General features: G+C 52.1%; 11 protein-coding genes. 8 read left to right on the top strand and 3 right to left on the bottom strand.

Annotated features, from left to right (window positions below):
• Nucleotides 1-138 precede the first annotated feature (138 nt).
• A complete protein-coding gene (locus tag VE954_RS16730; RefSeq protein ID WP_324954771.1) occupies nucleotides 139-1,581 on the top strand; it encodes an Hpt domain-containing protein in 1,443 nt (480 codons plus the stop codon).
• A 148-nt stretch (nucleotides 1,582-1,729) separates the two neighbouring features.
• The gene (locus tag VE954_RS16725; RefSeq protein ID WP_324954768.1) at nucleotides 1,730-2,893 is read left to right on the top strand and encodes an NnrS family protein; all 1,164 of its coding nucleotides are present in this window, start codon (nucleotides 1,730-1,732) and stop codon (nucleotides 2,891-2,893) included.
• A gap of 18 nt (nucleotides 2,894-2,911) precedes the next feature.
• Here the strand turns inward: VE954_RS16725 and VE954_RS16720 are convergent, their stop codons facing one another.
• Nucleotides 2,912-3,235, bottom strand: coding sequence for a hypothetical protein (locus tag VE954_RS16720; RefSeq protein WP_324954766.1), 324 nt, complete (start codon nucleotides 3,233-3,235; stop codon nucleotides 2,912-2,914).
• A 236-nt stretch (nucleotides 3,236-3,471) separates the two neighbouring features.
• Here VE954_RS16720 and VE954_RS16715 point away from each other — a divergent pair, with 236 nt between their 5' ends.
• Complete coding sequence (locus VE954_RS16715; protein WP_324954764.1) at nucleotides 3,472-4,113, top strand: phytanoyl-CoA dioxygenase family protein; 642 nt, start codon at nucleotides 3,472-3,474, stop codon at nucleotides 4,111-4,113.
• A gap of 37 nt (nucleotides 4,114-4,150) precedes the next feature.
• Here VE954_RS16715 and VE954_RS16710 read toward each other — a convergent pair whose 3' ends face one another.
• A complete protein-coding gene (locus VE954_RS16710) occupies nucleotides 4,151-6,877 on the bottom strand; it encodes an ATP-binding protein (RefSeq protein ID WP_324954762.1) in 2,727 nt (908 codons plus the stop codon).
• Between the two features lie 419 nt (nucleotides 6,878-7,296).
• Between VE954_RS16710 and VE954_RS16705 the strand changes: the two genes are divergently transcribed.
• The 4 genes from VE954_RS16705 (at nucleotide 7,297) to VE954_RS16690 (ending at nucleotide 12,670) form a co-directional block, all read left to right on the top strand.
• Nucleotides 7,297-7,809: a hypothetical protein gene (locus VE954_RS16705; protein ID WP_324954760.1), complete on the top strand. Its 513-nt coding sequence runs from the start codon at nucleotides 7,297-7,299 to the stop codon at nucleotides 7,807-7,809.
• Nucleotides 7,810-7,943: 134 nt separating this feature from the next.
• Nucleotides 7,944-8,174, top strand: a complete 231-nt coding sequence (locus VE954_RS16700) for a DUF3072 domain-containing protein (protein ID WP_324954758.1) — start codon at nucleotides 7,944-7,946, stop codon at nucleotides 8,172-8,174.
• A 252-nt stretch (nucleotides 8,175-8,426) separates the two neighbouring features.
• Nucleotides 8,427-9,200: a M48 family metallopeptidase gene (locus VE954_RS16695; protein WP_324954756.1), complete on the top strand. Its 774-nt coding sequence runs from the start codon at nucleotides 8,427-8,429 to the stop codon at nucleotides 9,198-9,200.
• Nucleotides 9,201-9,451: 251 nt separating this feature from the next.
• Nucleotides 9,452-12,670 carry a SpoIIE family protein phosphatase gene (locus VE954_RS16690; protein WP_324954754.1) on the top strand — a complete coding sequence of 1,073 codons (3,219 nt, stop codon included), beginning with the start codon at nucleotides 9,452-9,454 and terminating at the stop codon, nucleotides 12,668-12,670.
• A gap of 59 nt (nucleotides 12,671-12,729) precedes the next feature.
• Here the strand turns inward: VE954_RS16690 and VE954_RS16685 are convergent, their stop codons facing one another.
• The gene (locus VE954_RS16685; RefSeq protein WP_324954752.1) at nucleotides 12,730-13,539 is read right to left on the bottom strand and encodes a hypothetical protein; all 810 of its coding nucleotides are present in this window, start codon (nucleotides 13,537-13,539) and stop codon (nucleotides 12,730-12,732) included.
• Between the two features lie 215 nt (nucleotides 13,540-13,754).
• On the opposite strand from VE954_RS16685, the gene VE954_RS16680 reads away from it, so the two are divergent.
• Nucleotides 13,755-14,594: a DUF481 domain-containing protein gene (locus VE954_RS16680; protein ID WP_324954750.1), complete on the top strand. Its 840-nt coding sequence runs from the start codon at nucleotides 13,755-13,757 to the stop codon at nucleotides 14,592-14,594.
• The last annotated feature ends 1,088 nt before the right edge of the window (nucleotides 14,595-15,682 follow it).

The following is a 15,682-nucleotide window of genomic DNA, read 5'->3' as shown; positions in this document are numbered from 1 at the left end:
CAGGACTGGTACGAGTATCAAGAGGGTTGCCGTTGTAGAGAATTTCAAACTTCGTGGCCGTTCCTCCCCATTCAATAGTCAGTTCGTTCATGTTGCCCACGCAGCGCCCGGATACGCCGAGAGTAGTGATCAACTCACTTGCAGCAAAGGCAGACACTTCAAGATTCTGCGCTAGTAGGTGCGGCTGACGAAGGACGTAAACTGGAGGATGTTTTCATCAATAACCTCATGATGGGTGGCGATGAACGGCAGCAGATTATTTCTGCGCTTCAGACCTGTATGGACGAGGATATCTTAAATTATGAAATGAACAGCTATCATCTTCCTCAGGAGGTCAGGATCCACAGCAGTGTCGGCCTACGCGATCTGGTGGTGGACTGGGTTCCCATGACGGGGACGAACCGCCACGTTGAAAGAATTCTCGTATCGTTTCGCGATGTCACGGAATTGAATCAGCTGAATCGTGATCAGGAGAAGCAGACTCTCATGCTCGGGCGGCTGCAACAGCTCCTCAATGCGGATCTCAGGAATCTACGTTCTTTTTTCAAACGATCTTTGTCCTTGTTAGACGAACAATGTCGAATCAGCAAAATCGAAGGCATTCAGGCCGGAGAGATTAGAAAGTTATTTATAGCTATCCATACACTCAAGGGCGAATCCCGCTCGTTCGGCTTGCGTGACATCTCGGACGCATGCCACAGGGTGGAGGATGTTCTTGAAAAGGCAAGAGTGGCGACGGAACACTGGCATCCGGATCACCTCTGTCAGGAGCTCATCGATCTTCAGCAGATAGCCACTGAATACCATGAGCTTTACCAGGAAAAAATCGGTCGTCTATTTTCTGATTCCGAACTTATCATTGATGAAGCCACCCTAAGAAGGTGGGAAAGTCAGATCAAGCTCCTTCATAAGAAGCAAGTGGATCCATCTCTGGTTTTAGGCCCGATCCTGCATGATATTTATAAGCTTGTCCATGTTGAGCTTAAAACCTATCAGCAAAAGATTCAGCGTTGGGCCAAACGGATTGCTATTGAAGCTAACTATGCCGAGCCTTTTATTGAATTCAGAAGTTTTTTGAAATACCTCAGCAAGGATACCGTCGATCTTATGGATCGGTGTTTGGTGCACTGCATCCAGAATGCCCTGGCGCATGGCTTTGAGAGCAGCGAAGAACGGGTGAGGCTTGGCAAGCCTACTCACGGCAGCATCATTCTTGGCTTTCAGAAAAGCCTGGATAGGGTTCTGATAAGCATTCATGATGATGGCCGAGGCTTGAATCTGAGAGCTATCGAGACCATCGCACGGGAACGAGGGTTGTTGCGTCCTGGGGAACGTATAACCCCTGCATTGATTGAAACCTGCTTATTCACTTCGGGCTTTAGCTCGGCCAGAGAAGTTAGTAAAGTCGCTGGACGCGGTGTTGGCCTTGATGCCGTTAAGAAATTCCTATTGGAAGCTGATGGACACATTTCCCTTGAGCTAGGACAGGAGTCTCAAGATTTCTGTCCGTTTACCCTGGTTCTTAACCTTCCTGGCGAATTATTCCCAGACGTTGAATCCTATGAAAAGATGGTTGCCTAAGCAAGGGGCCGATGGGCTGCAGAGCAAGGTCATGTACAAGGCCTGGCGGGCTCGCTCCAGGTTCTGGCAAGTTCTTTGCACGATGCCAAGCAAAAACGAGGGAGCGCTCCTGGTCCATGAGCGTCGACCATTTTCGGGAGAGCTTATTATGGCGTCCATGAGCGCGTTGTGGAATCTAGCCTTCCGGCCATTTTTCCTTTTAGCCAGTGGAGCCGCTGCGATCTTCGTCTGCCTCTGGCTGGCAGTATGGTCTGGCGCGATGCCAGCGCCTCGGTATTTCACAACTCCGGTCTTGTGGCACGCGCATGAAATGCTGTTTGCGTTCGCGTCCGTGGTCGTCGTTGGATTCCTGATGACCGCATCACAGAACTGGACTGGCAAGCGCGGAGTTCATGGATGGCGCCTTCAGGTTCTCGTAGCCCTTTGGTTGGCCGCTCGCATCATGCCATGGCTCGTCTCGCCCCCGAGCCTATTGTATGCCGTGCTGGACCTTTCCTTTCTCCTTCTCGCTGTGGCCTTTCTAGCGCCTTATCTTCTTCAAGCCAGTCAACGGCGCAATATGGGACTGCTGGGCGTCCTGGCCGTGCTTGCTAGCGCCAATGCGCTTGTTCACTGGGAAGCGGCAGGCCTGGGCTTGGGGATGGCAGCTCGCGGACAGGCTCTTGCCATCGGCACGATTGCCGTTGTGATCTCTGTGATCGGCGGCCGTATCATCCCTGTTTTTACGCGTAACGCTGAGAAGACGGCGAGGGTTCGATCGTGGCGTCCCCTCGATCTGTCCGCAGTCACTCTAACAGTCGCCTATGCGCTGACCGACACGCTCGTCCCAGGTTCCACAATATTTGGGTTTATCGCACTCCTGGCTGCTCTAGCTCACGCAGCGCGTCTGCTCTTATGGGACCCTTGGGCCACCAGACATCAGCCCATCCTTTGGATTATGCTCACAGGTTATTTCTGGCTCATTGCGGGATTGTTTCTGCGTGGTTTTGGGGTCTGGCTCTCCATTCCCGCGAGCCTGGGTATCCATGCAATTACGGTAGGCGCGATTGGAGTTCTTATTTACGGAATCATGCCACGCGTTTCGCTAGGTCACACCGGTCGGCCCATCAAACCCCAACGCGCGCTTGTTGCAGGTTTTGCGTTGATCAACGGCGCTGCCATCGTAAGGGTCGCCATCGCTGGATTCGCTACCAATCATTATGCTGATGCTGTGATCGTCTCCGGAATCCTTTGGACGATCGCATTTGGAATTTTTTGCGTTCTTTTCGCTCCCATATTAACGGCACCGCGCTTGGATGGTCGGCCTGGTTGAGAAGAAAGGGCAGCTTTTTCAGTAGGGCGTAGCCGTAACTTCCAGAAGAAGTTCCTGCGCTTTCCTCAGAATGGCCTTGATTTCGGGTCGATCCATTTCACTGATGGAGCAACGATGCCAGCCATCGGGAAAATCGAACCCGAGGGACGCGAGTTCCCGAAGAAGCGCTTTGAAACGAATCCGGTACTCGATATCCCAGACATGCATCTTCTGCTGATGCAGATCCTCCACAGCCAGAGCAATCCTCTGGCACAGATGTCGCCTTTCACAGCTCTTGCAGTGGGATTTCAAATCACCAGACGCACTTGTGACCAGAGCATGTTCCAAAACGCGTGCTGTCATGGGACCCCCTCTATAATCATTCATGATATCCATTTGGAAAGTCTTGCAAAGACGCGGCCAAAGCGGTAGGGGCAGCAATTATCAGGGCTTGCCGGCAATTTCGAGTCAAGGATGTGGGGTATCAAGCGGTCCGCGCGAAAGTTCACGCTTACAGGCTTTGGGCGAGGGGCAGCTCCACCCAGGATGGCCTATAATAGGACTGCTCTCAATCGCTTCAACTCAGGAGGGGTCAAAGAGTGAAGTTTGATGAAAATCAAAAAGCCATATTCCAAGAGACAGGAATTCTCTGCTTACGAGGTCTCATTCCAAAGAGCATGACCCTTGCGGCCAAGGACGGGATACTTGAGGATCTTTCCCGATTGCGCTTGCGCGAGAACGGCAAATGGCAGACGAAAAAGTTCGATAAGGTTCCTCCTTTCCAGGTTACAGCGAAGACCGCGCAGGGGCTTCGACATCATCCCGCATACGATGAGGTCATCCCCAGGGAACTGATCCACGCCTTAAACCTTCTGGCAGGCTACGAGCTGCGCGCTGGCCAGGCTCACCCTCAGATTCTTGTCACGCCACCGCAGAAAGAAACGTGGTCCATTCCGGAGATGGGCTGGCATGTGGATGTCGCGACCCGGGATGTGATCCCGGGCATTCAAATCTTCGTGCTTTTGGACCATGTGGGTCCGCAGGGTGGAGCTACGCTGGCCATCCAAGGTTCGCATCGAGCGCGTGATCTGGCTCCGACAGGAGAGCGGGTCCTGGAGATGAATGGTCGTGCTGGGGATGTCTATCTCATGGATATGCGTGTTGTGCATGCACCTTCGATCAATGCCACGAAAAACGCGAGAATGATGCTCACCGGGCGCTATCTCAATGTGAACGCGTAGTCGGCGAATATTTGGATTGGCTCATACTGTGGATTTTTTAAGCTGCCTTTGGATACGCCTCGTGAAGGGCCCTGTCAGCAGGCAGTCGAAGGGTCAAAAGAGTTCCATGGTGTGGCGCGTCGTCTAAAGTTACCGTGCCGCCCCATTCCTTGCAGATCGATTGCACAGCGCTGAGCCCTATGCCGGGACCACTGGTTGCAAGCGTGCCATCGGCTGTGCTGACGCCTTCGCGAAATAAAAGCTCCTTGGGTTTGCCCTCAGCACTGGTCGGCAATCCAAGCTGCTGGGCCTTCGCACGCAGAGTGGCCCAATCGATCCCAGCGCCATTGTCCAGGGCGTGGATCACGACTTCATGGCCCAGAAGCAAAGCCTCGATGCGAATCCATGCAGGTATTTTCCAGCCCGGACGGATGAATCCGTGGTCGAGCGCATTGGAAAGCGCATGCTGCAGAACTTCATGGATGGCTTGAAGGGCCTCAGGTCGCCAGCATCGAACACCATCTTGAATAGCAAGACCCTGAAAGCCCATCCCATGGGTACGCAGGCGGCTCTCGAACTCACTGGTATAAAGGGCGGCAAAGTCGAAAAGGTTCTGCGGCTGATGGCTCCGTGTGCCTTCCGTGAAATTGCCCATAAGGCTTTCATAGTCCTGAAATGCGATCTTCAATGACAGCCACACGTTATGGGTTTGATCTCTGTCCTTCAAACTTTGCGTGGACAGATCGAGACAGGATTCCAAAGCATGGACATGAGACGCCAGCTGCATGAGGCCCACTGTGCGCGCTGCACCTTTCCAGCCGTGCAAGCGCTGAAACGCCTGCGAAATATGCGAGTTTTGAAAAAGCATGGCTTCCATCATAACCCATTCTTCGTGGATCTTCCCCAGCAGATTGCGAATGGCAGCGACATCATGAGCCAGGATTTCCCCAAGCTTCTGCTGCAGTAAATGGAGCCGTTCATTTTGCTCTTTCAAAGCATTTTCTGTGGCTCGCTGCTCGGTGATATCACGGATCGAAACCAAAAAGCTGTGAATGACGTTCTGACGATTTGTCAAGTCCTGCCAATGCAATTGTAGGAGCCGATCTCCTCGCCGGATTTCTGTGGGAAGATGACTGGCATTCAGCTCCCAATTGATCGCATCTTCACCCATACACGCCTGCAGAGCTGCTGCCATCATCACGCATTCGCTGGCATCGACGTCGGAGTAGAGGAGGCGGTGAATGGGCCAACCCTCCAGCGTGGAGCCCAATCCGGAAAAAATTCGATCCAAATAGGGTGAATAGCCGCTTAAAACCTTCAGGTCGCGATCGAGGGTCAGAATGCCTTCATCGATATTGTCGAGGACCTCTTTCATCTTTTTACGGCTGACCTGAATCTCGCGTGCCTGGCGCCGCACGATATAAAGCACGACTAAAACAACGAGGCTGAGCGAAAGGGTCACCATGGAGACCAAACGGAATTTCTGCAGCAGTTGGATCTGATCCGACTGCAGTTCATTGCGCTTGGCCAGCGCCGCGTTACGTTCGGCCTCAATCTGCAAACCCAATTGGACCGCAGCCCGATTGTACTCCTTTTTTTCCTGTTCGAGGGCAATGTCCTTAAAGACTTCAACATGCTGCTGCAAATACATGAGGGCTTTTGCAGTGTCACCCAACCCCAGGTGGGCCTGGTACTGAATATAGTCGATCGATTTTTTGAATTTCTTGTCATTAAGCATTTTGTCGCTTTGCGCCGGAGGCACGTGAGCCAAGGCCTCGGCATAACGACCAGCAGCGACTTCTGTCTCGGCCAGCTGCTTATCCAGCGCGTAGACCCAGTCTTCGAATTTTTGTTCCTTGAAAAGAGCGCGGGATTTCTGGGCGAAGACTCGGGCCTCGTCCGGCTTTTTTTCCCGCAGTTTGATCTTGCTCAATCCATAAAGGCTCATGCCCATGAAATTCCTGGTGTCGACTTCAGTCGCGAGGCGGAGCGATTCCGTAAAATATTTCTCAGCGCTGGTGCCGTTCTGTTCGGCCTCTTTGTTGAAGATGGTCAGCCCCATGTTGTAAAGATATAAGGCGCGCGTGTGACGAATGCCGTGTTTCTGATAAATTTCCACAGCATTCTGGTGGATTTGGAGGGCTGCATCCAGCTGACCTTGATAGGAAAGAGCCAGGCTCATAATATTTTTGACCAAGTCAAAAACCAAAAGCGAAGGATGCTGCTGCTGGTTGAGGAGATCCTGGGCCTCCTTCAGAAGACTCATGGTCGGGTCCAGACGACGGTAAGACACCAAATAACTTGCATAGCCGGCCAAGGCATAGGCCAGAGCCTGGCTATTGCCAAGGGCCCGGGCGTCCTCAACGAGCTTAACATAGCCTGCAATTGTCTTATCGTAGGCCCCCTGCTGATCACTCCCGATTCGAAGAATGCCGACCCGGATTTCGACCCATTCCACGTAAAGCCCCAGCTTCAACGCCAATTCAAGAGCTTCCTGCATGTCCTGCGGTGGATTGAAATCGCCAAACCCATGAATCCATGCATAAACGAACACGCCTCGAACCCAGGTTTTGGGATTTTTTCTTCGATCGATCTCAGGAAGATTCTTTTTGATCCAATCTTCTAAACGAGCGGGGTGATCCAGGAGTTGAATTTCAAGCTTGTCAAAATCATCCAGGTCAATGGTCTCCTGGGAAGTGGCCTGGAGGCTCGTCCCAAACAGCATGATGACGCCGAGAATCAGCCTTGCAAGGGTTCGACACATTGCGTTAAGAGCCTGGATCATGACGACAGATTTCCTTCGCCGGAGCGGTGGAGTCAGACATTCCCAGGGACTTTTCGCAATTATTCGAGTTGGCTTGAACGAAATTACGGCATTGGTTGAATTTCGCCGAATTGATCCGGGAGAACACGAGCTTGAGACTCATACTATCAAGGAAGCATGCCAGGTTCCCTGCCGATAGACTCCCTATCTCTGCACAAAGAGACCGTCGTACCTCGCCAGATCAGCTTTATCCAATTGCCAAAGCTGAAGGGCTGCTTCCGCGCCTTCCTCCTGAACGGATCCGCGTAAGACCTGGCTCATCCAGTAATCGCCACAGTTCTTCTTGAGAATGCGATCAGCCAATCCCAGCAGGAGCGGATTTAAGAGAATGGAGTGGACAAAGGTGGGGCTTTTGCTCGCCAGCCCTTGCAGGCGTCGATGTGATAGCCGAACCGGGTCGTTCTATAGCCACCGCTTGGTCCACGTTGTTCACCATGATTCAGGGCAGGCGCATCGAGCAGGAGCGGGACGGATCCCCAGCCGCTCGAAAATTTCTCTATTACCTCAATGATGGAGTCTATGGCTCCTTCAATTCCATCATGTTCGATCACGCCAAACCCCAACCCTTGCCAGTGAGCCGGCTGCTGCTTGAGCACCTTGTGCTTGAAAAGCCTATGGGTTTCACCGGCCTTGATACGGATGCAAGGCTTTTTCCTGCGACTTTTTTCGGCCTGACCTGTGATTCCATGGATGTCATCGTCGAAGATTTTGAGCTGGAAGAGCTTAACGTCGGGCAATGGGTTGCATTCAAGGATATGGGCGCTTACACCGCAGCCGCCGCATCCACCTTCAACGGCATGCCGAAAGCGATGGTGTACTATGCAAGGTCGCCTGAGGTGGATCACCGAAATCATACACGGCATGTTGACGAGAAAATCCCTTCCTACGCATGAGGGGCACGACTGTTCCCATCTGACCATTATCCATCATGCAAGCCCCCCATCTTTGGCCTAAGATTTGCAAATACATTTGTATGGCAAATTGCGTCAATTCTGCCTTTTTATAGATAAAAATAGAGGGTCTCAAAATGGAAAATAAGCAGATAGCTTCCGATGCTCCCAATGTGCTGGGCAGTCCTGAGCGCGATCCTAATCAGTGGGTGACGGGTGATGAGCCCATGACCGGGCCACAAGCATCGTACCTCAAAACTTTAAGTGAAGAAGCTGGGGAGGCATTCGATGCGGCGCTTAATAAAGCTGAGGCATCCAAACGCATCGAGGAATTGCAGAAAAAAACGGGCCGTGGTTTGGAAAACTAATTCCTGACACCCACTCAAAAAAATTTTGCGCTCCAACACGGGCGCAAAATTCATGGCCCACATCGACCTTCCAGACGTCACCTGTGACTCTTTGTGGACGACTTTCTGACCTCGCCTCCCTTCCCGTTACCGCCCGCAAGCCAACACAAAACTAGCACGAAAATTGCTTCGAACCATGGGTTGAAGCGAGTGACGTAAGCTCGTCCTTTGGAAACACATCCACCTGGACCCTACCAGCTGAGGATAACGGCTATGAAGACCACCCTTTCCTTCCTTTGCATTACGGCTCTGTTATTTTCCTGCGGCAAATCCCAAGATTCAAAACGCCCGCAGCTCTTGCTCGTATCGGATGAAGAGATGAACCAGATGGGTGCGGACGCCTATCACCAAATTCTGGCCGAAGGTCAGGTGTCCAATGACCCACGATTGAAGCGTGAGGTTCTTGACGTAGGGTTCGCCCTGGCAGAGGTCAGTGGCAAGGATTATGACTGGGAGTTTACTGTTCTGCGCGATGACCAGGCCAATGCCTTCTGTCTTCCTGGGGGCAAGGTGGCCGTCTACACAGGTCTACTGCCTTACGCTCAAAATAATGCGGGTCTCGCGGCTGTTCTGGGCCATGAAGTGGCTCATGCCCTGCTTCGCCATTCGGCCGAGCGTATGAGCCAGCAGTTGCTGCAGCAGGGTGCCCTTTCACTTGTGGGTCTGAGCTTTCAAAATTCCCAGTATCGGGATTTGATTGCTGCGGCGCTTGGCATTGGCTCGCAGTTTGGTATCAGTTTACCCTTTAGTCGGCTGCAGGAAACAGAAGCCGATCGACTCGGTCTGGAGCTCATGGCCAAAGCTGGTTATGACCCTCGGGAAGCTGTGAATCTGTGGAATCGCATGGGCGAAAATGGAGGCCGGGCCCCCGAGATCCTCTCCACGCATCCCGATCCTAAAAGCCGCGTGGAAGAGTTGCAGAAGCAGGTACCTGCCGTCATTGAATTCTATAACCAGTCCAATCGTAAACCGACAGTGCCGCTGTAATCGGCGATGTCTATTGTTTTCGAGATCAAAAAGGCACCACGAGAGATGATGGTGCCAGTTCAGAGTCCTGGCTCTGCCTAGCCAAACACCCCCTGGGATTTTGCCAATATTCGTCATTATCCCCTGCGCTGCAGCCGCCTTCGGGCACATCCATAAACCACGCCGTCGATTTCTGCCTTAATCTTCCGTATTTTTCGCCGAATTTTACCTTTGACAGGCCGTCCAAGTAGGACAGGATTGAGGAAAGAATCGTGCAAAGACTCGCGTTTATGATCTGGCTGCTGACGTTCTCGACCTTGTCTCTCGCGCAAACGGTCCAGAATGGTGTTTTGGATCTGCGCACCTGGGATTTCCAGACCACACCAGTTGTCGCGATCGAAGGCAAAGCCCAATTTCATTGGCAGCGGTTTCTCTCGGAAGATGGCCCGGCCCCAGAGCCTGCCTATCTTTCCGTCCCGGCGCCGTGGAATTCCCACAAAGCCTATACACCGCATGGTTATGGAACCTATGAGTTTGAGATTCTCCTGCCATCCGATATGCCGGTCAGCTTCCTTTTCCAATCCGTCTGGTTCAGTGCGCGCTACTTTGTGAATGGCATGAAAATCCGCGAAACTGGCAGTCTGAGCCGGACGCCGGTTTCGTCGCGGGAATCACTAGCGTCACCCTGGGTTCATGAGGTTCGTCACCATCAGGGCCGCCTCCACCTGCGCATCGAAGTCAGTAACTTTGATCGCCATGCCGGGGGGCTGATTGAAACGCATATGATCGGCACACCGATCGCAGTTCAGGAAAAAATGCAGTTCATGCTGCTGAAAAGCGCCTTTCTGCTTGGTGCGCTTTTTTTCATGGGTCTTTATCATCTCGTGCTTTATGCGCTTCGCACCGAAGATCGTTCCACTTTGTACTTTGCTCTGAATTGCCTCTGCATGACCTTATTCTGTTCCTTTGCAGAAAGCTCACGACCTATTAACTTGTTGCACATTTTTCCGATCCAGACGTCAGTCGTAATCTATAGCTTCGCATGGTACACGATCACAGCTTGCTTCGCTCTCTATCTGCGGGCTCTTTTCCCAGCCGAAGCCAGTCGCAAAATTGCCGGCTTTGTCGTAGGCAGCGCCATCGTTTCCATTATGCCTGTCTTTTTCCTCAGCATCATTCAGTTTGAGACATGGAATGCTGGCTTTCTCAGCATTACGGCCTTTCACATGCTGTATTCGATTTGGGTCGCGGGCAAGGCTATCAAGGCTCGACGTGCGGGCTCTCGAGTCTTTATGTCCGCACTCGTGATCTTCGGCTTTACCGTGTTCCATGACGCACTCCATTACCGCAACATCATTCACTCGGTCCCTCTCCTGTCCTTGGGCCTGTTTATTTTCACCTTCGGTCAGTCGATCCTGCTTTCGATGCGCTTTTCCCGAGCCTTCAAGGATAATGAACTGTACGCGGTTGAACTGGCTGAACGTGATCGCTCACGAACAGCTTTCTTCCACAATACGTCTCATGAACTGCGGACTCCACTGAACGGCATGATTGGATTTTTGGAACTGATCCAGAAAAATCACTTTGGCAACCTGCCAGACCGCGTCCATCTGCAGATCGATAAGTCGTTGCGCCTGGCCCATTCACTCAAAAACCAGGTCAATACAATTCTTGATTTAGCCCGAGCCAAACGGGGAGAGCTTGGCCTAAAAAATAGTGCAATGGATCTGAACGAAATGAAGAAAGAGTTCGACAACCTTGCCGAAGGCCTTCAACTGAGGCACGCGGAGTCGCATTATACCTCGGAAATCATCGGCGACGATGGGCCCCGCAGCTTCATCAATGACCGTGAAAAAATCTATACCATTGGACGAAATCTTCTAGGCAACGCCTTTAAATTCGTCCGGCCAGGCACGCCCAACCACGTTGTATTGCGCCTGATCAGGACGAAAGAGGGGCTGACGCTTGAGGTTCGGGATCAGGGCATTGGCATTGCCGAAAACTTCAAGGACAGGATCTTTGACGAGTTTGTTCAGGTGGACGATAATTCGCGCCGGGCTTATGAAGGCACAGGACTTGGCTTGGCCATGGTGCGCGATATTGTAAAATTGATGGAAGGCCGCATCGAAGTGGAATCCGAGCCGGGCCGAGGCTCCTGTTTTCGCATCAGGATACCCGAACAGAAAACCGTGGACATGCGCTATGCCGATGACAAAATCGCGCTGGCTCCTGTGATGTCTCTTGTGCCCTTGGCAGCCCGCGACCACGCGCTTCCGATCGAAGCCGCAACGGCCAGCTCAGGCTACAAGTTGCTGGTCGTGGATGACAATGAAATCAACTGCGACGTGATGCAGGAGATCCTTACTGCAAAGGGCCACCAGGTGACCTCAGCCTTGGGTGGACGGGCCGCGCTCGATTACCTTCGAAACGAGCGGCCTGATCTGGTTTTTCTCGACCTTATGATGCCGGAGGTTTCGGGCGAGGACGTGCTCAAGACCATGCGCCAGGACCCTAGCCTGCGTGACATTCCCACGATTCTCATTACGGCCCGCGCCAGCGAAGAGGATCGGCTCCTGGGGCTCGCTCTTGGTGCCGACGATTACATTGCCAAGCCTATTATCAGTGAAGAAGTCGTCCTGCGCGTTCGCAATACGTTATCCCGAATCGCGTTGGCTCGGGAAACATCGACGCGTATGACCATTGAATCCACTCTGGCCCAGGCTCAGGAAATTTATAAAGCGCTGGGATATGCCGCAGGACCGATTCCTGATATTGAAATGGACTACCACTACCAACCCGCCGAGCTCACCAGCGGCGATTGGTTCGGAGCCACATTCCACGCAACCTCAGGTCACCTTTTCGTCCTGATGGGGGATGTCACAGGTCATGGCGTACCGGCGGCTCTGGTCACGATTGCCGTCGCAGGAGCCATCAAAGGTGCTCTCTCTGTGATGAACAAAAGCGGGCATGAGTGGTCGATGGAATCCGCTTTGAAAGAACTTCATCAAGCGGCTCATGAGGCCATTCTGGAAGCCAGCGATAAAATGGACCGCGGTATGACGATGCTGTTCGGCTGCCTCGATGTCGGGAGGGGTCTATTCACGTATCTCAACGCTGGCCATCCCCCGCCTTACTTACTGGGTCGCCATCGGACCCTCAACCTTGTCCAACCGGGACCTGTTTTAGGCGCTGCCCGTGAGGTGACCGTTACGGTCACAGAGGTTGCCATGGAAGCAGGTGATACACTTATTCTGTATACGGATGGGTTGATTGAAAATCAAGGCCCTGACGGGCATTCCATGGGTCATCGCACTCTGAAGCAGTGCCTGGACCGTGAGAAAAGTCCAACGGAATTGAAGCGTGCGATTCTTGCAAGGAGTCTTACGATCTGCAAAGATCATCCTGCCGAGGATGATTGCACGTTTCTGGTCTTACGGTGGAAAGGCGCCGAGGTTGCTAACGTTGTGAAGCAGCGGGTCTCAGGCGACTGAACAGAACTTATTGAAGGAAGAAAAGAAACCCGCCTCATATCAGCAAGGCGGGCCTTGGGTCACCATCCGCCCGATTTCGCGGGTTCGCCGTAGAGGAAATCATCAACAGCGACCGCGTCTTTGCCATGACCTTCAGCCACATAGTTGCCAAGTTGAACGTTGCCGTTAGTGATGCGGACTTTGGCAATCCGACGACCGTCTGTGAATTTCACACCGACAAAGGACAGGCTTTCATTGGCATGAGCCACGGCATCAACAGGAACGGTCAGAATGTTTTTGCCTTTTTGATCGTAGTACTCAATCTTGGAACCATTCTTAAGATCAACATCAGTAAACACGGCACCGAAGCTGGTAACCGTTGCGCGGTCAAGGCTGCCTGGCACGGTAAAGGTCATTTCCAGAATATTGCTGCCTAAAGGAGCAAAGAGTTTTTCAGGGCTGAACGTACCGAACAGTTTCGGCAGCAGGCGGTTGAGATTGCCGAATTCCACATCGGATTCACCGATCTTGGCGCTGACCTGCAGCTGGTTGCAAGGAGCGCTGATCAGAATGCCGCGCGCTTTGAAAAAATCACCAGGGAAAAGATTGGGGGCCGATTGCGCTGCAGGAACGCCATCCCAATTGATTTCGCGGTGGCCTTGAGCTTGTGTGCCGACGGCTCCGACGTTGTTCACGCCGCCCAAATCCTGACGATAAAGATCCACAGTATCTTGAATATCGGCAGCGGCCGCACCAGCATCCTTACGAATCACCACTCCATTGGCTTGCCAGGAGGCGTCCAAATCAGAGGTCTGGGTTCCGTCGCCGCATGCCGCTGAAAGAGCCAAGGGGAGTGCCATCAAGAAGAGTTTGCTCGAAGATTTTTTCATAACGTCCATCCTTTTTACCTGCTGTACTGTTGTCTGACAAAACCGTTATAGACCCTCTTCATTTTTTTAGCTGTTCAGCCGGGCTTGGAATTTATGATGCGATCTGTTGTGATTCGCGAATGCAGCCACAATAGCCTCGTTGGACCGGTTTTCCTTGATTTTGCTGCTTAAACTCCCTAATTTGGGGGCCTTCATGCACCAAGGAGGACCGTTTCATGTCATTTGGAAGAGTCATTTTGTTTCTGATACTGGGCTCACAACCCTTGTTGGCGCAGGAATCCAGCCCGTCTCCTTGGACTTACGAAGAACCAACCTTGACGCGCGATAATCCAAAACCTTTCGGTCTTAAGATAGAGTATGGACAGAACCACTCGGCTGGAAAATCGTCCTATCTGTCGCGGGTGGGTAAACTCGGGGCCAAATATGAGAATGGCCTCGATGAGGTCCGTTTGAATGCCGACGGCAGTTCCCTGCGCACGCTCGGGCAAACCGTGGATGATCGGCGACATTATTTTCTCGGCTACGATCGGTACATCGGTTCGCGGCTTTGGCTCTTTCTTTTGCATGATTGGGAAAGCAATGAAGTGGTCGGTCTGAATTATACGCAGCTGAGCGGAGCTGGGGTGAAGGTCGACCTGATGCGGAATAAGGTTTACACGTTGAACGTTGGCGTGGCTTATCTGAAACGGGCCAAGCAGACAGAATATAACGCTGCGCTCGTGGATGCGAACAATCAACCTTATACGGAGAGTCGCGTCTCAACCAAAGATGACAAAGTGATTTCGGCCCGTCTGAAATTCGATTATGAAACCGACCTGGTCCGCCTGTCCTTGATCAGTTTTTATCAACCCGTGACACAAAAAAACATCAACCCGGTTTCAGGCGAGAAAAAAGACGACTACAGCTGGTCAGTGGAATCTTCGATCGCGTATCACCTGACCAAACAGGTTTATCTCAGATACGCCTATCTTTATCGATTCGAGGCGTTACAAACGGCGCCGGGTGCCGCCCGCAAAGATGAAAAAACCACTCTGCAGGTCGGATATGAATTCTAAGAGCGGGCTCAGAAAGCTGCCTACCGGTTAAAATAGGCCCCCGGCGCTGGACTGCGCCTTGAACAGTGAGTGTCCCTGCGGCATAAGACTTCATCTCAAAGACCCGGCTCCTAACTCTTTCAACCATGAGGTGAACGGATGAGCAAGTCTCATGGCATATTGATTCTGATCGCGACATTCCTGGGAATGTCCGGTTGATCGAAACGTGTTCACTACTGCACAGGCAGCTCAGAAAAGCAGGAGATCCAGCGGCGCTTGCCCTTTGCTGAAAGCGGAATCCCATACGATCAGCTCAGCGAAGCCTGCCGAAAGGCGCTTCCGTTTATGAAACAGCCTGGAAAGCCTGAATTGAAGCCATCCTTCGAGGAGAAACTCTGGCCCGTACGGCGACTTGTAAATCTCGAAACAGTGGGGTATTTCATTCGTCACTAAGTGGTAAAAAAATAGAGGAAATCGTATCATACTATCTCGCTCTCATAAGGTTTGGACATGGAGCATGGTTCTGGGCCTTCAATTCAGCTGTCGTCGGAATCGAGTGCGCGCGCCGATGAGCTCACCTTTCCGGATCATCAGCTTCTCCACCAGTGCATTCCAGGAATAGGGACATTTCCAATTAAGCTCAACCTAAGTGGTCACATAAGCGGAGGTTTGCCAGAAGTAAGTAGTCTTGGTTTTGTTATCAATGGTGTGTCAAATGAAATTCGCGTTGACTCCACGATAATCGAAGTGAGCAACATGGGGCTGTAAGATGGCGAGTGGATCGCCATAAATTTTCAGAAAAGCATGATCAGCAAACCTGTTGAAATTCGCATTGCATATCCAGAACAGTATACCAATCCCTGACTATACTCTGGGCACATCGAAGACTTTCCGGGAATTGAACGCGACACCACTGTCAGCGGCAGTGGTTTCCAATATGTTCCGCTCTATGGGGCTGATGCCTATCTCACGAGCCTGAACACACAGCTGTAGTTTTCGTGACTAATACCGAAGAATGGCGAGATTTCTACGCTGCTGTGAACAATCATAAGATCGCCTGCATCAATGGGACGTAACTGAAAAGATGCGCTGGTGCAATTCCCTGCGCT

Source organism: Oligoflexus sp. (assembly GCF_035638955.1).
In the GTDB taxonomy this organism is placed as follows: Bacteria; Bdellovibrionota_B; Oligoflexia; order Oligoflexales; family Oligoflexaceae; genus Oligoflexus.
The sequence above is the reverse complement of the archived record's forward strand: the minus strand, read 5'-3'. Positions and strand labels throughout refer to the sequence as shown.

Bases quoted from the DNA above. Each gene is read 5' to 3' on its own strand.
- VE954_RS16725 (WP_324954768.1), top strand. From the start codon at position 1,730: ATGGCGTCCATGAGCGCGTTGTGGAATCTAGCCTTCCGGCCATTTTTC.
- VE954_RS16720 (WP_324954766.1), bottom strand. From the start codon at position 3,235: ATGACAGCACGCGTTTTGGAACATGCTCTGGTCACAAGTGCGTCTGGT.
- VE954_RS16710 (WP_324954762.1), bottom strand. From the start codon at position 6,877: ATGATCCAGGCTCTTAACGCAATGTGTCGAACCCTTGCAAGGCTGATT.
- VE954_RS16700 (WP_324954758.1), top strand. From the start codon at position 7,944: ATGGAAAATAAGCAGATAGCTTCCGATGCTCCCAATGTGCTGGGCAGT.
- VE954_RS16695 (WP_324954756.1), top strand. From the start codon at position 8,427: ATGAAGACCACCCTTTCCTTCCTTTGCATTACGGCTCTGTTATTTTCC.
- VE954_RS16685 (WP_324954752.1), bottom strand. From the start codon at position 13,539: ATGAAAAAATCTTCGAGCAAACTCTTCTTGATGGCACTCCCCTTGGCT.
- VE954_RS16680 (WP_324954750.1), top strand. From the start codon at position 13,755: ATGTCATTTGGAAGAGTCATTTTGTTTCTGATACTGGGCTCACAACCC.